Below are 16,014 nucleotides of genomic sequence, written 5' to 3'. Positions count from 1 at the left end.
AGGTGATGAGTGACAAACCCACGATCGTGCTGGTCCATGGTTTCTGGGGCGGTGCTGCCCACTGGAACAAGGTCATCGTCAAATTGCTCAGTCGGGGCGACACGCACATTCGTGCCGTCGAGTTGCCGCTGACTTCGCTGGCCGAGGATGCCGAGCGCACGCGCAAGATGGTCGCCCAGGTGCCCGGTCCGGTGCTGCTGGTGGGGCACTCCTACGGCGGCGCAGTGATCACCGAAGCCGGCGACCAGCCGAATGTGGTCGGGCTGGTGTACATCGCCGCGTTCGCCCCGGACGCCGGCGAAAGCCCCGGCGGCATCACGCAACGGCACCCGCCTGCGGCAGCGGCAAACCTGGCGCCGGATAGCGACGGTTACCTGTGGGTCAAGCCCGAGCTCTACCACGAGAGCTTCTGCCAGGACCTTCCTGCGACCGAAGGGTTGGTCATGGGCCTCACCCAGAAAGCGCCGCTGGCGAGCACCTTCGGTGACACCATTGGCACGGTGGCCTGGAAGAACAAACCATCGTGGTATCAGGTTTCGACCGACGACCGGATGATCGCGCCACAAAACCAGCAATGGATGGCGGCGCGGCTCAACGCCCGGGAGATTCTGACCTTGCATGCCAGCCATGCGTCACTGGCGTCGATGCCAGCCGAAGTGGCAGCCTTGATCGACAGGGCCGCGACGGCGTTGGCCAAAGGCTAGGGTCTACAAGCGGCGCACAAAGGTGCCGACAATACTGCGCATGGCGTCGCTGATGTTCAGGTTGTGAACCGCATCCAGCGGGTGCCAGATGCAATCAGAGATCTCGTTCAGCGGCCGCAATTGTTCCAGGTTCAGCACCGACACCTCGAATACATGGTGTCGGGTGCCGTCCGATTCCAACTCCTGCACATACATCAACTCGTCGACCCGCAGGCCGGTTTCTTCCAGCAACTCGCGAACGGCGGCATCGGCTGCGCTTTCACCCCATTCGAGCTTGCCGCCAGGCAGCGTCCAGCGTCCTCCCGGCTTGCGTACCAGCAGTACATGCCTTTCCTGCTCGCAGATGATCGTTGCGCGTACTTTCATGGATTACCCGATGGCCGTTGTCATGGTGCAGGCATGCAAGTGCAGCATTCGGGCCAGGGCCGCGATTACGCTGCTATCTGAGTAATTTGAGCTGCCGATGTGACGATAAGTGCAACCGAAACATGGAATTTCCATGGCGACGTCTGGTCGGTATTTTGGACAAGGGTGGGTGTAAGGTAAGCAAGTCAACCTGATATCACTGCCCAAGAGGAGGTGACTATGAGCGTTCCGATGCTGAACAAAATGCACATGAACGGTTACGACGTACTCAGCGTCAACAACGGCCCCTGGCGGGTGTGTACCCAAGGCGACCGACTGGGCTCGTTTACCAATCGGGAAGAAGCGCTGGCGTTTGCCGCGTCGCTGCCCGGCTACAGGGCTCGTGCCGGCAGGCCTGCGGGCAGCCATCAGACAAAATGAAATCAGGCCCGAAGCCCCGGTTCTCCGGGGCTTTTTCATGATGCAACGACGCTAGTAGCCGCCGCCGCCACTGGGGCGGGAGGGTTCCCGGGCCTTTTGTTGCGTGTGGCTCCATTCCGCGCAGGTCATGAAACTCTTGTGGTCGACCATGCCCCGGCCATCAAAGCTGACATTGAACGCCTGTTGATGGCCGGACTGAGTCAGCTTGTAGTCAAAGCAGGTGCCGGGTTCGATAGTACGGTCGCTGACCGCCAGGGGCTGCCCGCCGATTTGCCGGACTTGCTCCTGGGTCATGCCGGTGTCGACTTTCGCGACCAGCGGCTGATCCTGGTAGATCGAGTTGGTGCTGCAGCCTGCCAACGCAGTCAGTGCGACGACCAGCGTGAATAGAGGCCTGTTCATGGCAGCGCTCCCGCTATTGAGCCTTGTTGCGGCTAATGACCTTGGCTTTCACTTCCTCGGCGTAGCCGGACAGTTTTGCTTCATCTCCCTGAAACAAAGCACACAGTTTCTGAACGGCTTGCGCGTCGATGTCGTTTCCGAGCAGGCGCAATTGCTGCTCGATGCGCAAAAGCTCCACGGCCGACCAGCGCAAATCTGATGCAAGCCCTTGCAGATCACGCCGAAGTTCCTGTTCCGATTCGTTAAGCCACATGATGACCTCCTGAACTCCTCATTCCGGAATTTTAGACCCGTTTACCGCACCGGATGTTGTGTTTGTCTGAATCAGCGGGGTTTCCTTTGGTCGGGAAAAACTGATATCGGCTCATCAACTCATCGGGCCAAAATGGGAGCAAGTCAAGCAACGCCAGCATGAAGCCCGCGAAAGATGGATGGATTATCTGAAGGCAAGGAACTAACCGGTAGAAGCGATATCAATGACACGCCGAATCGTTGGGGATGGATGTAGTGACGACGGCGAGCTACATTCTCTTTTTTCTAATTTAAGGAAGCAGCATGCGGATGTTGATGGGGGGGGTCGTGCTGGCATTGCTGGGCGGGTGCTCGTTGCCGGCGTCGCTGGTACCGGGCGAGCCGAATGTCAGCAAGCACAGCGCGAAGGCGCCAAAAGAGTATGCGGCGTGCGTGTTGCCTGCCTGGCAAAAGGAAGTATCGAATACGACCCAGATTTCGATATCCAACGGATACCGCATCACCGCGCCCAGTGTGATCACGGCCGACGAAGTGCTGGATATCGTGAAGTACAAGGACGGCAGCCAGGTTTCGCTGTATCAGGGGCCACCTTGGGCCAAGTCCGGCGACCTGCGCAAAATCGTGCGCGACTGTTTGTAAGCGCGGGAGAGTGAAAATCGGTCACCGACCGTTTTTCGACTCAATTGAGAAAAAACCGGATGCCTGGCGTGCATCCGGTTTTTTTTTGTGGATCAGTCTGAAAGGTTGGTCGTCGGGATGATTTGCTCGCTGGCCTGGGCGGCACTTTTGCGTTCCCGACGTTCGCCCATCCAGCTTTCCACCTTGACGCCGAACTCTGGCGGGGCCTTGCGCCCGAATTTCCTGGCGATGTCGAGGATGGTTTGTTGGGCGAGTGCCTCTTCCATGCGTTTTTGCGCAACCATCATTGCACCATGGACCGCGCACAGACCCTCCAATGCCCATTCAGGCGGGGCGCCGTCAAACACTGCGCAACGGCCACGGATCTCCCGACAATCGAAAATCGACTTGTGGCCGTCGATGGCGTTGACGATGTCCAGCAAGGTGATTTCGTCAGCGGGCCGGGCCAGCTTGAAGCCTCCGCGCACGCCTTCGGTGGCGACTACCAGTCTGGCCTTGGCCAGCTTGGTGAAGATTTTCGCCAGATAGTCCTGGGGGACGCCTTGATGACCTGCCAGCACGCCATTGTCCTGGGGCGTCACGCCGGCAGTAACGTGGCGGCACAGATCCTCGGTGTCGACCCGACGCCGTACAGCCAGCCGAAGTACGTGACCTGCCTGGACCTGGGGGCCTGGGGTGTGGTGTACACCGAGGGTTGGGATCGTCAGGTCAAGTTGGTCAAGGAGGAGGCCAAGTCGCTGAAAACCCAGATCAACACCCAACGGATCTACCCGCCAGCGGCTAAACGCGACACCGCGTGAGCCGCGGCGGATCCGATGATTCCTGTGGCCTGATTGATTCGAACATCACGTCTGAATAAAAAAATCCCGCTCGGGTTCGCCTGAGCGGGATTTTTTACGCATTGATTGCCTGTATGAAATTTACCGTGTATTTTTTCATGAAATTAAAAATACAAAATTTCACGAGGCCGTATGTTTCAGCAATCCACCCGGCATGTCGACAGTTACTACGCCCATTCCTGTGCCGATCGTCTGGTCGATCGAGCCGCACTGGAAGGTGAGCAAGACACCGAAGTGCTGATCATCGGGGCCGGCTTCAGTGGATTGCACACGGCTTTGCGCCTGGCGCTGGCCGGCAAGCGCGTGACCTTGCTCGAAGCCAGCCGGGTGGCCTGGGCCGCGTCCGGGCGTAATGGCGGCCAGGCGATTCTTGGCTGGTCGTGCGACATGCCACCGCTGGAAGCGGCACTGGGTTACGAACGGGCACGCCGACTGTGGGACGGCATGCGCTGGGCCGCACGGGAGCTGCGTGACTTGCCCGGTCGCCATGAGTTCGATTGCGACTACCGCGCCGGTCATCTCTGGACCTCGGTGATGCCCCGTCGGGTAGGCCTGCTGACCGAATGGCAACACGAGGCCAGCCACAAGTGGGGCCACGACAAACTGCAATTTATCGAGCGCAGCGATTTGGCCCAGTGGGTTGCCAGCGAGCGCTATCAGGCCGGCCTATTCGATCCCGAGGGTGGGCATCTGAATCCGCTGAAACTGGCCCTGGGCCTTGCCGATGCCATTGAGCGGGCCGGTGGGCGCATCCACGAGCTCAGCAAGGCGCTGAACTATGGCGAGGAGGGCGACGGGTTTGTGGTGAACACCGAGCGCGGTCGTATTCGCGCCGATGTGCTGGTGCTGGCGTGCAACGCTTACCTCGACCGACTCGACCCACAACTGGCCAGTTGCGTGTTGCCGGTCGGGACCTATCAGGTCGCGACTGCGCCGCTCACCGAGGAGCAAGCCACCGCGCTGCTGCCGAGCAACGTATGCGTGACCGACAACCAGTTCGTACTCGATTATTTCCGCCGCACCCCGGATAACCGCCTGCTGTTCGGTGGCGGTTGCACTTACCTGGGCGGGATGCCCAAGGACATCGCCGCCGCGACCCGGCCGTTCCTGGAACGCGTGTTCCCGCAACTCACCGGCGTCGGGCTGGAGTTTGCCTGGGGCGGCCACATCGACCTGACCCTCAAACGCACACCGGATATCGGACGCCGTGGCGATCTGTACTGGATGCAGGGGTATTCCGGGCATGGCGTGCTGCCGACACTGGCCGCGGCGCGGGCGGTGTCCGACGCGGTGCTCGGTCAGCCCGACGAGCTGTCCCTGTACCAGGGCCTGAACAACGGCAGTTTTCCCGGCGGCAAATACCTGGCCGCGCCGCTGGAAGCCATCGGCAAAGCCTGGTATCGACTGCGCGACAGCATTTGAAGCGACACTTTCTGGAAGCCTCTAGATGGACATGCAAGAAGAAATCTCGGCGCTGGCGATCCTGATCCAGGACCTGCGCAAGCACAAGAAATACACCCTCAAGGAACTGGCGGACAAAATCGGTCGCTCCGTGGGTTTTCTGTCCCAGGTCGAACGTGGCCTGTCGCGCCCGACCGTGGCGGACCTGACCGCCATCAGCGAAACCCTGGGGGTGCCAACCACCTATTTCTACAGCCTGCCCAAACCCATGGCCTTGTCCTGGGTCACCCGCCCGGACGAGCGCCGCACGCTGTACTACGCCGACGGCATCACCGACATCCTCGTGTCGCCAAAGATGCGCGCGTCCTTTTCGATGCTCGAAAGCCAGCTCGAACCCGGCGCCAGCAGCGGTGACCGACACATGAAGGACAGCTCCGAGCAGGGCGGTTACGTCCTGGAAGGGCAGTTGACCCTGTGGCTCGACGACAACGAACCGGTGACCCTGCATCCCGGTGACAGCTTTCAACTGGCCAGCCATGCGCACTGCCGCTACGGCAACCTGTCCGACCAACTGACCCGTGTGCTTTGGGTTTACACCTGATAACAACAAGGAACAAAACGATGGATGCTGTGTGCTCTGAACTGCTGGCCGAGGTTCGCAACTTCCGCCACTGCAACCCCGAAGTGCGTTACGTCGACCTGATCTCCCTGGACATTCCGGGGCATTTCTACGGCAAGCGCTACCCGATCGAGATGCTGGAAAAAGTCGCTGCCGGCAGTGCACTGAAGCTGCCGCAGAACTGCGTGCTGCTCGGCACCCAGGGCGGACTGTTCAAGATCGGCGATTACTGCTTCAACGATGGTGACCCGGATGCGCTGCGCCGTTTGGTGCCCGGCACCTTGAAGCTGGTGAGCTGGGAAAAGCAGCCCCTGGGCCAGATGCTGATCACCTCCGACGGCACCGAAAAGCCCATCGAATTCGAACCCCGTGAAGTGCTGGCACGGGTGCTGGACCGACTGCATCGTAAAGGCATTTTCCCGGTGGTGGCCTTCGAGCTGGAGTTTTACCTGTTCGACAGCCGCTTGAAGGACGGCTTGCCGCAGTTCCCTCGTGATGAATTGACCGGCGATGCCGACGATCAGCCGAACATGCACATCGAACGCTTGTCGCGTTTCGCCCCGGTGCTCGATGAAATGGTCGAGACCGCGCGAGCCCAGGGCGTCGATGCCACGGTGATCACCGCCGAGCTCGGCCCGGGCCAGTTCGAAATCAACTTCGGCCATTGCGATGACGGCCTGCGCGCCGCCGACTGGGCGGCCCTGTTCTGCCGCAGCACCCGGGGCGTAGCGCTCAAGCACAACTACCGCGCCAGCTTCATGGCCAAACCCTACCTGCAGCACCCCGGCAGCGGCATGCACGTGCATGTCAGCCTGTATGACCAGGCCGGCAACAACCTGCTGGCGGCGAACGGCCAGCGGGCGCTGCGCCATGCAGTGGCCGGTTGCCTGGAGGTGTTGCCGCACTGCATGCCGATCTTTGCTCCGAACCACAATGCCATGCGCCGCTTGAGCGGTACCGTGAACGTCGCGTCCCGCGCCAGTTGGGGCTTCGAGGATCGCGATGCCTGCTTGCGTATTCCGGAGTCGGACATCAAGAACCTGCGCATCGAACATCGCCTGGCGGGCGCTGATGCCAACCCGTATCTGGCGTTGGCGGCGATCCTGGTGGGGTTGGAGCAAGGCCTGGAAGGGGAGCGCGAGCCGATTGCACCGCTCAACGAAGACCGCGGCAGTGGCATCGACTTTCCGTTGGAAATGCTTGAAGCCGTGCAGTCCATGCAAAATCATGCATCGTTGCGCGAGGGCTTGGGGGCGGAGTTCGTGGACGTCTACTGCGAAAACAAGCGTCAGGATCATCTGGCATTTCTGCATGACATCAGCGCGCGGGAGTATCGCTGGTTTCTGTAGTTGCCCTTGGAAAAGATGTGGATATTGAAGGGGTTAGAAGGATTAGTAACTGGATAGTGAATAAAAATATCTTGTTACAGGCCGAAATATTCCGTAATATCCGCGCCGCGTTCACCACCACGGTTTATGCATTTTTAAATCCCAGGCGTCCATCAGCTGCCTGGGATTTTTTTTGCCTGAAAATTGAGACCGCCATGCCCCCCTTCATGGGTGTCGGCCGAGCGACCGGACAGGCGGGTTTTCTCTCGATTCCTATTTCATGATCCTCTGTTTCTCCGCCAACCAGTTCAAATGCGGAGTCGAACCGCTATGGCCAAGCAAGTCATCCAGCGCGTTCCACTTCTGTGGCTGGTGATACCACTCACTTTCCTTGTGGATGATCAGTTGCGAAATTGACTGCGCATGGGCCGGCAGGCGGATGGCTGCCTGCAGTTCCTCGGCGGTCATTTTGCCGTCGCGGTTGCGGTCGATGGTGTCGAACAGTCGGCTCTTGACCGGTCCCTTGTCTTCTGCGTCGGCCATGAGGCGGTAGCGTTCGAGTTGCGTTTCGTTGAAGTGGCGGATGTTGCTGTAGCACGAGGCCGGGACCAGGGGGTTGAGCCGATGCAAGGTACCGACTTCTTCGCGTACCCAGCCGTCGAGGCAATACCCGTTACCAATTCTTTGATTAGACCTATTCAGTACCGAGTTTTTTCAATTATTTCTTCCGCTAAGTCAGTTTAGTCTCCTTGCGCTAGAGCATTGGAGATCGCTCATGTTTCCCTCTGCAATTGGGATCACGCATTCCCTTACTTCCTCACCCGTAGGTTCCAAAGGCGTAATGCTTAAAGTTAAGTGGATGCCATCTTTTTCAAAAGTTATATCTTGAAAACCTGCATAAGCAAATCCTGTTGAGAACGGCTTACCTTCAAAGCTACATAAATGCATGCTTGATAGCACGCTAAGCTTAGCGCCTGCATTCACTACCTCGACTTCAAGGCAATCATCTTCGAATGTCTTTATATATCGAACTAGCGTGTCTTTAATTCTTCCGGAGTTTACTTCGGATGCTGCGGAGTAATTTACGTCAGCTCTTGCAGTTTGAAGTGATGCAAGAGCAAGGAATAATATATATCCTAATTGGTTGATTTTTAATTCTCCACATATTTAGAACGCTTGTAAAATCTATCCGTCGGGATAATAGTCTAATTTTTACGAGTGTGCACAGCTTTGAAAAATTCGCATTTCAAAGGTTACTCTGAAAGCGTCACGTACATTTTTTCACCGCAATTTTTTTTAGATCTTGCTCCTGCATTCTTTGAAGTCGCAGCGGATCTTCAGAGCGAAGCACGTCAAGGTAATGGAGAGTGGGGTTATCTTTGTTGATAAAAACCAGAAATCCAACAGCATCTGCAAAGTTGAAGCACCCAGAGCGACTTTTAATGATTTTTTGAGGTGCTGAGTTTTCTAGTGAGTTTGCTGATGGGTATCTATCAAAGATTTCAATTTCTCCTATTTTTCCCAGGAAAAAATCTTTCCCAATACCAGTCTCAAATATCTCTTTAGTGTCAAATGAAAAAAATGACTCTCTCCATGTATTTGAATAATCCTGCGCAATCTCATCGTAGTTCTCGGTAAGTTGTGTATTTAGCCCGCATATAGCGGTGGATACTCTGGTGCCATTATAAATATTTCGTACGTCAAAGTAGGCGCAGTCAATTAGTATCTCGTTCTCCTTAGGTGTCAGAGTGTAGTAGAACTTATATCTAGCACTCGCGCGCAGTGCAGGGGAGTCATTTATGGTTATTAGTTTTCGGTCGAAACCTTCTTTGTCGCCAACTATATTCTTGTAGGTCACTTCGCTATTGCTATCGCGCAGTATGATACTTCTCGGAGTTTGCCCGCTCACTATTTCTCTAGATGCAGCTTTTGAACAGGCTAGAAGTAGTAGCGATAGGAGTAGGGGAAAGTATTTAGTCATGTTAAAACTCCATGGAAAATTTTGATGTCTGCTTTAAAATGGCAGGCGAGAAGTGCGTATGTGTCTTCTCGTATTGCATTAAAAGCTCATCCACATCAATTGGACTACCTAGCTTCGCCAACTGTCCATCCAACCCCGCCGGATGAAAGTGAAACACCTTACCCTGCACCGGCAACCCCTCGCTGTCCGCCTCGTCCCCCTAACAAATCAATTGCTTGATCCGCTTTTTCTCCGCCAGCCAGTTCAAATGCGGCGTCGAGCCGCTATGGTCGAGTAACTCATCCAGCGCCTCCCACTTCTGTGGCTGTTGATTCCACTTACTTTCTGTGTGGGTGATCAGCGGTGAGAACATTTACTTGATATTCTCGCAATTATCTAGGTCACTGCATTTTAACCATCCTTCGGTCACTGCCACCCCCGAAAACCTAAATTCAATCCAATCCGAACCATCATCGTCTTTGAAAAAGTCGAGCAGTGTGACCTCGTCTCCTTGGACTAAATATTTTTTTGTATACCTTGCAGCCTCTGGCGAAGAAAAAATAACGGCTTTAAATGATGAAACCGTAGCGCTCAATGGAGTTCTACGCTCATGATCAACATTATCGGAAACCAAAAGCCGAGTAATTGACCCATCCGGGTGATACACCTCTCTCTTTATTTCTCCACACCCAACGCAACTATCTAGAATCTCAAGCTTAACTACCCCATCTCTAATGTGATATAAATATTCACTCCATGTCGAGCCATCCCTGTAGGAGCTGGTGATATAATCACCTCCGATTCTAAAATTACACAAAGCCCCATCATCGAAAATTAATTCATCTAAAGAATTGCTGGCGGCTCTGTATTGCAATACCTTATAGCAGATATTGATGCTGTCTCCTTCTAGACGAAAAATTACTTCTCCTATTCCATCTCCATCTAAATCCTCAATATAAACATTGCTATAAATCCCTTCGATTTGCCTCATGAAATTAGTAGGTGGCGGCAATGAATAAGGAATCCCTTGCAAAGAAACCGAAATCGCAAGAGGTGTGCGATTATCAATTTTTAGAATAGGCAGTGAAGGGTCAGCATTAACCCCAAAAGAAAGAAAGCATAGCGCCAGTGAAAGTCCAGCAGTTAATACCGGTTTCATGGTGTTCATTTATTTAATCCCCACTCTTCTCTAATCGCTTCGTATATTTTTACTCGTTCATGCAGTCCATTATCACCACCATTTACCGCCAACGTAACGAGCCTGACATTGTCGGGCTCGTTGTCTATAAGGATGTTAATGTTTCCACGTGCATTGTGTCGTCTACTTACCGCGCCGTTGTGCCGCCAGTACCAACATGAAACATCTATGGCATCAAACATGTTTTCGGCAATTAAGTTTGGCGAGCGTACAAAGTCAACTCCTCTGTAGCTCGAGTAAGCTGCATAATTATTTTTCCAAGTGAGCTGAATTAGACCTCTTCCTTTATATCTAGGGCCATCACCGATTTCCGTATTCCCGCTGGCTGCAGCATTGACATGCCTGCCAGGGTCGTACTGCTCACCTGACGCAAATTCTACAGTTGTTTCGAAGCCCGCTGACTCGTGAAAACACTGAGCAATAAAATGTGCTTGTTGGTGCGGGCTTGTAATTTGATATCTCTCAAAAGCTTTATTTAAACTAGCAACAAATTCATACTTGTCATGTTTGTGTATTAATGGATATCTCGCCTTGAATTCGTTAATAAAGTTGCGTCCACCTCCTCGTCCCGTAAACCAATTGCCAGATTTCCCCGTGACTTTTTCTAACAGTTCCACAGTAATTCTTCTTTCAGTCGTGTTGAGCAATCCACTCACCCCCACCGGATGAAAGTGAAACACCTTCCCATACACCGGCAACCCGACTTTCTCTGCCACCTCACTCCACCAACTTATCTGCTTGATCCGCTGCTTCTCCGCCAACCAGTTCAAATGCGGCGTCGAGCCGCTATGGCCGAGCAACTCATCCAGCGCGTCCCATTTTTGTGACTGGTGATACCACTCGCTTTCCTTGTAGATGATCAGTTGCGATATCGATTGCGCATGGGCCGGCAGGGTGATGGCTGCCTGCAGCTCCTCGGCGGTCATTTTGCCGTCGCGGTTGCGGTCGATGATGTCGAACAGTCGGCTCAACGCTGCCGGCTCACCCCGCAACGAAGCGGCCAGCACGTCTTGGAGCGACGCAATATTCATGTGTTGATTGACGCGTTCCTATTTGTGGTAATTGACTTCTCCGCTCAACTTGACTTTCGCGCCAGTCGACAGTTTTGCGAGAATGTCGCTGTGAATACTTCGCAAAGCACTAGTTGTCATTCAGATTTTGTCTTAAGAACTCACGCTGAATGTTGTCCAAATTGAAGATGTTGTTCTCAATTATAGTGCGATAGTCTTCTTTGTTGTTAGCGTCAGGCGGGTCGCAAATTAGAAGATTGTCAAATGAGGACGCCGGAGAATCTGCAAATTTCAACATGCCTTCCACATATTTTTTTGCTCTAGGAATCTCAGTGGTTAAATGAAATTCAGGGTAGAGTTGGTTTTTCCACCTGCCATCCTGCGTAAACGTGCCACCGCAAAATTCACCAGTTTCTCTTGCAATAATGCAACCACTGCGTAAATCCACCAACTCGCAGTAGGCGACCTCGTGGTGTATTGCTGAGCCGCTTGAGGTTTCTACTTCGCCGGATTCGATTTGGCTCAGTAACACGAAATTACCGTCTGGTGACAATTCGGGGGGATCTATTTTTTCAAATGTCCCACCATTGTCTATTTCTCCACGAAGTTCTCGTATGGTTTTATCGTTGTTAAGTATCGTCAGGGTGCGATATCGTTTGCCAATCGGGTCGCTATACTGAAGATGCTCAATGCGCGATGTTTTCTTTACTTCGACACATTCAGTTGAAGCGTACCCAAAGTTTCCGGGGTTAAGCGGAATTGCTAGTAATATTACGAGGCGGCGTTTCATAATTTATTCTTCAGGCTTCTATAACGAAGATCCGCATCAGTCATGCGACGTGATGGGCCATAAATTTCCAATAAAGCAGTTTCGTGCTCTGTATGATTTACCCCCCAATGTGCCGGATTGTCAGTTAAGGTCGGGTGCATGTTATAAAGAATTTGAAGAGCATTGCCGAAGTCGTTTGCAACATTGCCGGGACGATTAACGTGATGATCGAGAACAATTGCCTTTCCCAAATTCGAGCGAATGTAATTACTTATAATGCGTGGACGATATCCAGTTGGTGTCACTGAATTTGACGTTCTAAGGCGACGAACAAAATCCATTACTTGTTTCGTTATATATTCATTTGTGGTAATCGCATGAGCAAATACAGCCAGCGGTTTAGATTTGAGTTTGGCCTTGCTTTCAAATGATGCCTGATCAAAGCCATTGCGTAGCAAGGTTTTTAGATGGGTGCCAGTAATGCCGTTATAATAAAGAAACGGTCTTCCATTTTCCGTTCTGACTTCCCAGCCGCACGCCATGAATAACGACTGATATAGGCCAGGGTGTTCTTGTTTGAATTCGTAGACCTGTTGCGATAGCTCGCCCGAACCTTGTGGATTGATCGTTTTCTGCATCGCGCCAGCAGTCAATATCTCGCTATCATATGACTGCAGGGCATCTAGATTGCCCTCGTTTTCAGACATCGCCACGAGGATTGCGCGCTCCCCGGTTGTCACAATTCCTCTGTTAACTAAATCATCCCAACCTTTGAAGTCTGCAAGTTTTGATTTTCCCCAGTAAACTGGACCGTGCTGTTGCCCATAACGTGTAGTCACAAAATTCGCACCGAAGCAACAACCGCAAGCGCACTTATCTTTCGCCGGAAAGTTTGTGACTAAGCCAATTGGATGAAAGTGATACACCTTCCCCCATGACGGCAACCCCACTTTCTCCGCCACCTCACTCCACCAACTTATCTGCTTGATCCGCTGTTTCTCCGCCAACCAGTTCAAATGCGGCGTCGAGCCGCTATGGCCGAGCAACTCATCCAGCGCGTCCCATTTTTGTGACTGGTGATACCACTCGCTTTCCTTGTAGATGATCAGTTGCGATATCGATTGCGCATGGGCCGGCAGGGTGATGGCTGCCTGCAGCTCCTCGGCGGTCATTTTGCCGTCGCGGTTGCGGTCGATGATGTCGAACAGTCGGCTCTTGACCGGTCCTTTGTCTTCAGCGTCGACCATGGGGCGGTAGCGTTCGAGTTGCGTTTCGTTGAATTGGCGGATGTTGCTGAAGAACGAGGCGAGGGCATGTCGAGGCGTGCCGTAGTCGTAGATGATGTCGTAGCCTTCCCAGGACCATGGGCTGAGCCATGGTGTGACACCGACTTCTTCGCGCACCCAGCCGTCGAGCAGGTTGTTGTCCGCGTCGTGTAGCAGCCCGTCCAGGCGATACCAGGTGCGGGCGTTGTGGCTCGGGCTGGCCGGCACCTGGATTTTTCGGTCGGCCGGCAGAGCATCCAGCACACTTTTAGGGAGCAACAGGTCGGCGGCGCTGAGTGGGCTGGAGGCACTCGCCATCTGCAGGCGGGCGGCAGTGGCATTGTCTTCATGAGTCACCACGGCCGTGCCCTTGACCAGCTTCAGCCAGGTCTTGTCTTTATCCGGCAGGCGCTGGGCCCAGGCACGACTGGCCTCGATGAAAATATCGACGTCATCGCCGCTGAACACTTCCAGGTGCAGCTTCTCTTCCGGGTGCTCGGCACGGCATTCGTGATATTGACCGATATGGCCTATCAGATTCCCGGCCTTGATCGGCAGCGGGTGGTCGAGCACCACCACCTGATCCGTCAGCGCTGCTGGCTCACCCTGTAGCGACGCGGCCAGCACGTATTGGCTGATGCTTTCCAGCTTGCGAAACTCGCCTTCACCACTGATGGTGATTTCCGTTCCTTGCCTCAATAGGAGCAAGTCACGACCGTTGAGATCGAAGCGGGACCGAACATTCGTATGATCACCGGAAGAACTGACCCGATAGGTCTCACCGCTGACATGGTCCAGACTGCGGAAGGCAACATAGCCTTGCAGAGAGCCATCGGCGTTACACAGTGAAGCCGGGCCCCGGGAGTGTTCCAGCTTGCGGTATTTGCCCTCGCCACTGACCACCACCGGCGTGCCGGGTGGCAGCAGGTCGAGGTGAAGCATATGACCGCCTTCAGCCGGCTTGGTGAGCACTATCAACCCTTTGGGTGTCGAGGTGCCTACGCGAGTGTTGGAGACGTCCGCTCTGACTCGCAGATTACGTTCTGGCCAAAAGGCTGGACGTTGCAGCGTAGCGTCTGCTTCATAACTCGCCCAATCCCGCAGGTGCATGTACAGGCTGTAGAAGGTCAGGCTGGGTGGGGTGTCCGGGCTGCCTTCGATTTTCGGCGGCTGAAGGCGATGGCGCACCAGCACGAAGTTGCGCGAGAACGGTTTCTCTAAGGACTGTTTGTTGACGATGTAGGGCGTGGTCGGCGAATGGGTGTCGATGCGGTAGGCCACCACTTCACCGTCGGCCAGGCAATGCACGCTGGATTGATCCAGGGGACCGGCAGTGCCGCTGTCAAAATGCACGCCGCCGTGCCAGAGGCCGTTTCGACCCAAGGGGTAGTAGCCCGCCGCTGCGTTGGCCATGTGGGTCAGCTGCCGCAGCGGATCGCGCTTGTCCTTGAACGGATGGCTCCAGTTTTTCAACGGTTGCAGTGCTTCACGCTCTGGTTCTGGCGTTGGGGCTGCTTGAGTCGGCCGTGGTTGGGCGGGAGTAAAGGGGGGCTCTGATTGTGGGTGGCGGTCAAACGCCTGAGTCCCAAAAAACCAAACAAGTAAATCGCGCATGATGTGTTTTCACTCCTTGAATGGCACAGGGGTCAGCCCGAGAAATCCGTAAGCCCCAAGGACTCGTGGTCGTGCTCGGTCAACGGGGATAGCGGAGGTATTTCGAGTATTTGTTTGGCTGCACCGCTGTGTTCGAAATGCGCCGCGTTGACCTTGTGATCGCCCGCCGTGCCCGATTCGATGCCGCTCGCTTCCAGGCTGAGGTAGCTGCCACCGCCGTTGAGGACGATTTTCTTCTTTGCCGTGATGTGGATTTCGTCTTCGGTGCTGGTGATGTCCAGACCATGCCGGGCGATCAGTTCCAGGCGATCGTTCTGCGCCTGCACGCTCACCGGGCCCTGGTTGGCGATCAGCTTGATGCCGAGCTTGCGTACGAACAGGCTCAGGCCCTGGCCGACGCCGATGAACAGGCGCTTGACCACGCTGAGGTCGGCTTCGCCACCGGCGTTGAGCATCAGGTTGTCCTGCGCCGCCAGTTGCAGGTGTTTTCCGCTGGTCAGGGCGATGCCTTGGGGGGCGCTGAGCAGCAGGACCTGGGATTTGAGCTGTTCCAGATCCTGGCGCAGCAGGTTCAGTTGCGCGGCAACATCGGCCGGTTCGGCGCGGGCGGTCTGGGCGTCGCTGGAGAGCTGTTGCAGCTGTTCACCGGCCTGTTGCAGACGGGCCACGGCGGCGTCCATGTCCAGCACCGGGCCCTGCGCTTTGGGCTGCGCGTCGGCACTGATGAATACGCCTTTGCCTGCACGCAGACTGCCCCAATCATCCGTACGCAGTTCAAACCCTTCCCCCCGCTTCTTGCGCTGGCCATCCACCAGATGCCCGAGGTTGAGTTGGCTCTTGCCGCCATACTCGGTACTGAGCTTGACGTGCTCCTGCCCCCGCGTGTCATCCATGCGCAACTTGTTGTTGGTCGGCGTGCGCAGCACATTGCGGTGGTCGTTGCGCTGGGTCACCAGGTCGGGGTGCTGGTCGTCGTGCAGGGCGTGGGCGATGTAGGGGCGGTCCGGGTCGCCCTGCTCGAAAGCGATGGCGACTTCGGTGCCAGCGATCAGCGGCAGGTGCAGGCCGTAGGTGTCGCCGGCGTAGGCGCGGGCCTGGCGCAGCCATTTGCTTTCGCGGCCGGCGGGCCAGGTGTCGCGGTCGAAGAGGAACTTGACCCGGTAGCGCCCTTGCAGGTCGATTTCGGTGTACAGGGGGTTGCTCTGGGGGTGGGTGATGCGTGCCGGCA

General features: G+C 55.1%; 19 protein-coding genes and 1 pseudogene. 8 read left to right on the top strand and 12 right to left on the bottom strand.

All coding sequences use genetic code 11. From position 1 onward, the window contains the following. The first annotated feature begins 5 nt into the window (after positions 1–5). Entirely contained in the window at positions 6–704 is a 699-nt protein-coding gene (locus KGA96_RS26665; protein ID WP_046043500.1) for an alpha/beta hydrolase, read from the top strand. 3 nt (positions 705–707) lie between these two features. On the opposite strand, the gene KGA96_RS26660 is transcribed toward KGA96_RS26665, so the two are convergent. Next, entirely contained in the window at positions 708–1,070 is a 363-nt protein-coding gene (locus KGA96_RS26660; RefSeq protein WP_223515538.1) for an NUDIX hydrolase, read from the bottom strand. 219 nt (positions 1,071–1,289) lie between these two features. Between KGA96_RS26660 and KGA96_RS26655 the strand changes: the two genes are divergently transcribed. Further along, positions 1,290–1,490 (top strand): SPOR domain-containing protein, encoded by a 201-nt coding sequence (locus KGA96_RS26655; RefSeq protein ID WP_046043503.1) that lies wholly within the window; start codon positions 1,290–1,292, stop codon positions 1,488–1,490. A gap of 51 nt (positions 1,491–1,541) precedes the next feature. Here the strand turns inward: KGA96_RS26655 and osmE are convergent, their stop codons facing one another. Both osmE and KGA96_RS26645 read right to left on the bottom strand, forming a co-directional pair. After that, positions 1,542–1,892: an osmotically-inducible lipoprotein OsmE gene (gene osmE / locus KGA96_RS26650; protein WP_223515535.1), complete on the bottom strand. Its 351-nt coding sequence runs from the start codon at positions 1,890–1,892 to the stop codon at positions 1,542–1,544. A 13-nt stretch (positions 1,893–1,905) separates the two neighbouring features. Then, positions 1,906–2,145, bottom strand: coding sequence for a hypothetical protein (locus KGA96_RS26645; protein ID WP_046043505.1), 240 nt, complete (start codon positions 2,143–2,145; stop codon positions 1,906–1,908). Positions 2,146–2,447: 302 nt separating this feature from the next. Here KGA96_RS26645 and KGA96_RS26640 point away from each other — a divergent pair, with 302 nt between their 5' ends. After that, on the top strand, positions 2,448–2,783 hold the full coding sequence (locus KGA96_RS26640) for a hypothetical protein (RefSeq protein WP_046043506.1): 336 nt from the start codon (positions 2,448–2,450) through the stop codon (positions 2,781–2,783). Positions 2,784–2,875: 92 nt separating this feature from the next. On the opposite strand, the gene KGA96_RS26635 is transcribed toward KGA96_RS26640, so the two are convergent. Continuing rightward, positions 2,876–3,343: an RrF2 family transcriptional regulator gene (locus tag KGA96_RS26635; protein WP_223464946.1), complete on the bottom strand. Its 468-nt coding sequence runs from the start codon at positions 3,341–3,343 to the stop codon at positions 2,876–2,878. Between KGA96_RS26635 and KGA96_RS26630 the strand changes: the two are divergent. From KGA96_RS26630 to KGA96_RS26610, 5 genes and pseudogenes are all read left to right on the top strand, one after another. Further along, a pseudogene (locus tag KGA96_RS26630) lies at positions 3,323–3,583 on the top strand (NAD(P)/FAD-dependent oxidoreductase); the annotation flags it as partial. The gene KGA96_RS26635 and the pseudogene KGA96_RS26630 overlap by 21 nt on opposite strands. 171 nt (positions 3,584–3,754) lie before the next feature. Next, positions 3,755–5,044, top strand: a complete 1,290-nt coding sequence (locus KGA96_RS26625) for an NAD(P)/FAD-dependent oxidoreductase (protein ID WP_223515532.1) — start codon at positions 3,755–3,757, stop codon at positions 5,042–5,044. Positions 5,045–5,069: 25 nt separating this feature from the next. Further along, complete coding sequence (locus KGA96_RS26620) at positions 5,070–5,624, top strand: helix-turn-helix domain-containing protein (protein ID WP_007976194.1); 555 nt, start codon at positions 5,070–5,072, stop codon at positions 5,622–5,624. A 20-nt stretch (positions 5,625–5,644) separates the two neighbouring features. Continuing rightward, positions 5,645–6,991 carry a glutamine synthetase family protein gene (locus tag KGA96_RS26615; protein ID WP_223515529.1) on the top strand — a complete coding sequence of 449 codons (1,347 nt, stop codon included), beginning with the start codon at positions 5,645–5,647 and terminating at the stop codon, positions 6,989–6,991. Between the two features lie 17 nt (positions 6,992–7,008). Beyond that, positions 7,009–7,254: a hypothetical protein gene (locus tag KGA96_RS26610; RefSeq protein WP_223515526.1), complete on the top strand. Its 246-nt coding sequence runs from the start codon at positions 7,009–7,011 to the stop codon at positions 7,252–7,254. Here KGA96_RS26610 and KGA96_RS26605 read toward each other — a convergent pair. The 8 genes from KGA96_RS26605 to KGA96_RS26570 all read right to left on the bottom strand — a co-directional run. After that, positions 7,244–7,600, bottom strand: coding sequence for an EF-hand domain-containing protein (locus KGA96_RS26605; RefSeq protein ID WP_223515524.1), 357 nt, complete (start codon positions 7,598–7,600; stop codon positions 7,244–7,246). The two genes, KGA96_RS26610 and KGA96_RS26605, sit on opposite strands and share 11 nt — an antisense overlap. A 637-nt stretch (positions 7,601–8,237) precedes the next feature. Continuing rightward, positions 8,238–8,951 (bottom strand): hypothetical protein, encoded by a 714-nt coding sequence (locus tag KGA96_RS26600; RefSeq protein WP_223515522.1) that lies wholly within the window; start codon positions 8,949–8,951, stop codon positions 8,238–8,240. Between the two features lie 199 nt (positions 8,952–9,150). After that, on the bottom strand, positions 9,151–9,303 hold the full coding sequence (locus KGA96_RS26595) for a hypothetical protein (protein WP_223456808.1): 153 nt from the start codon (positions 9,301–9,303) through the stop codon (positions 9,151–9,153). Next, entirely contained in the window at positions 9,304–10,098 is a 795-nt protein-coding gene (locus KGA96_RS26590) for a hypothetical protein (protein ID WP_223456810.1), read from the bottom strand. Continuing rightward, the gene (locus KGA96_RS26585; RefSeq protein WP_223515520.1) at positions 10,095–11,159 is read right to left on the bottom strand and encodes a glycoside hydrolase family 19 protein; all 1,065 of its coding nucleotides are present in this window, start codon (positions 11,157–11,159) and stop codon (positions 10,095–10,097) included. The genes KGA96_RS26590 and KGA96_RS26585 overlap by 4 nt, the downstream gene beginning before the upstream one ends. Before the next feature lie 109 nt (positions 11,160–11,268). After that, positions 11,269–11,928 carry a hypothetical protein gene (locus KGA96_RS26580; protein WP_223515518.1) on the bottom strand — a complete coding sequence of 220 codons (660 nt, stop codon included), beginning with the start codon at positions 11,926–11,928 and terminating at the stop codon, positions 11,269–11,271. After that, entirely contained in the window at positions 11,925–14,786 is a 2,862-nt protein-coding gene (locus KGA96_RS26575) for an EF-hand domain-containing protein (RefSeq protein WP_223515516.1), read from the bottom strand. The genes KGA96_RS26580 and KGA96_RS26575 overlap by 4 nt, the downstream gene beginning before the upstream one ends. Positions 14,787–14,818: 32 nt before the next feature. After that, the coding region (locus tag KGA96_RS26570; RefSeq protein WP_223515514.1) for a DUF2345 domain-containing protein at positions 14,819–16,014 on the bottom strand (1,196 nt) is incomplete at its 5' end.

Origin of the sequence: Pseudomonas sp. GL-R-26 (genome assembly GCF_019947365.1) — a bacterium.
Classification (GTDB): domain Bacteria; phylum Pseudomonadota; class Gammaproteobacteria; order Pseudomonadales; family Pseudomonadaceae; genus Aquipseudomonas.
This window is presented reverse-complemented; position numbering and strand designations above follow the sequence as displayed.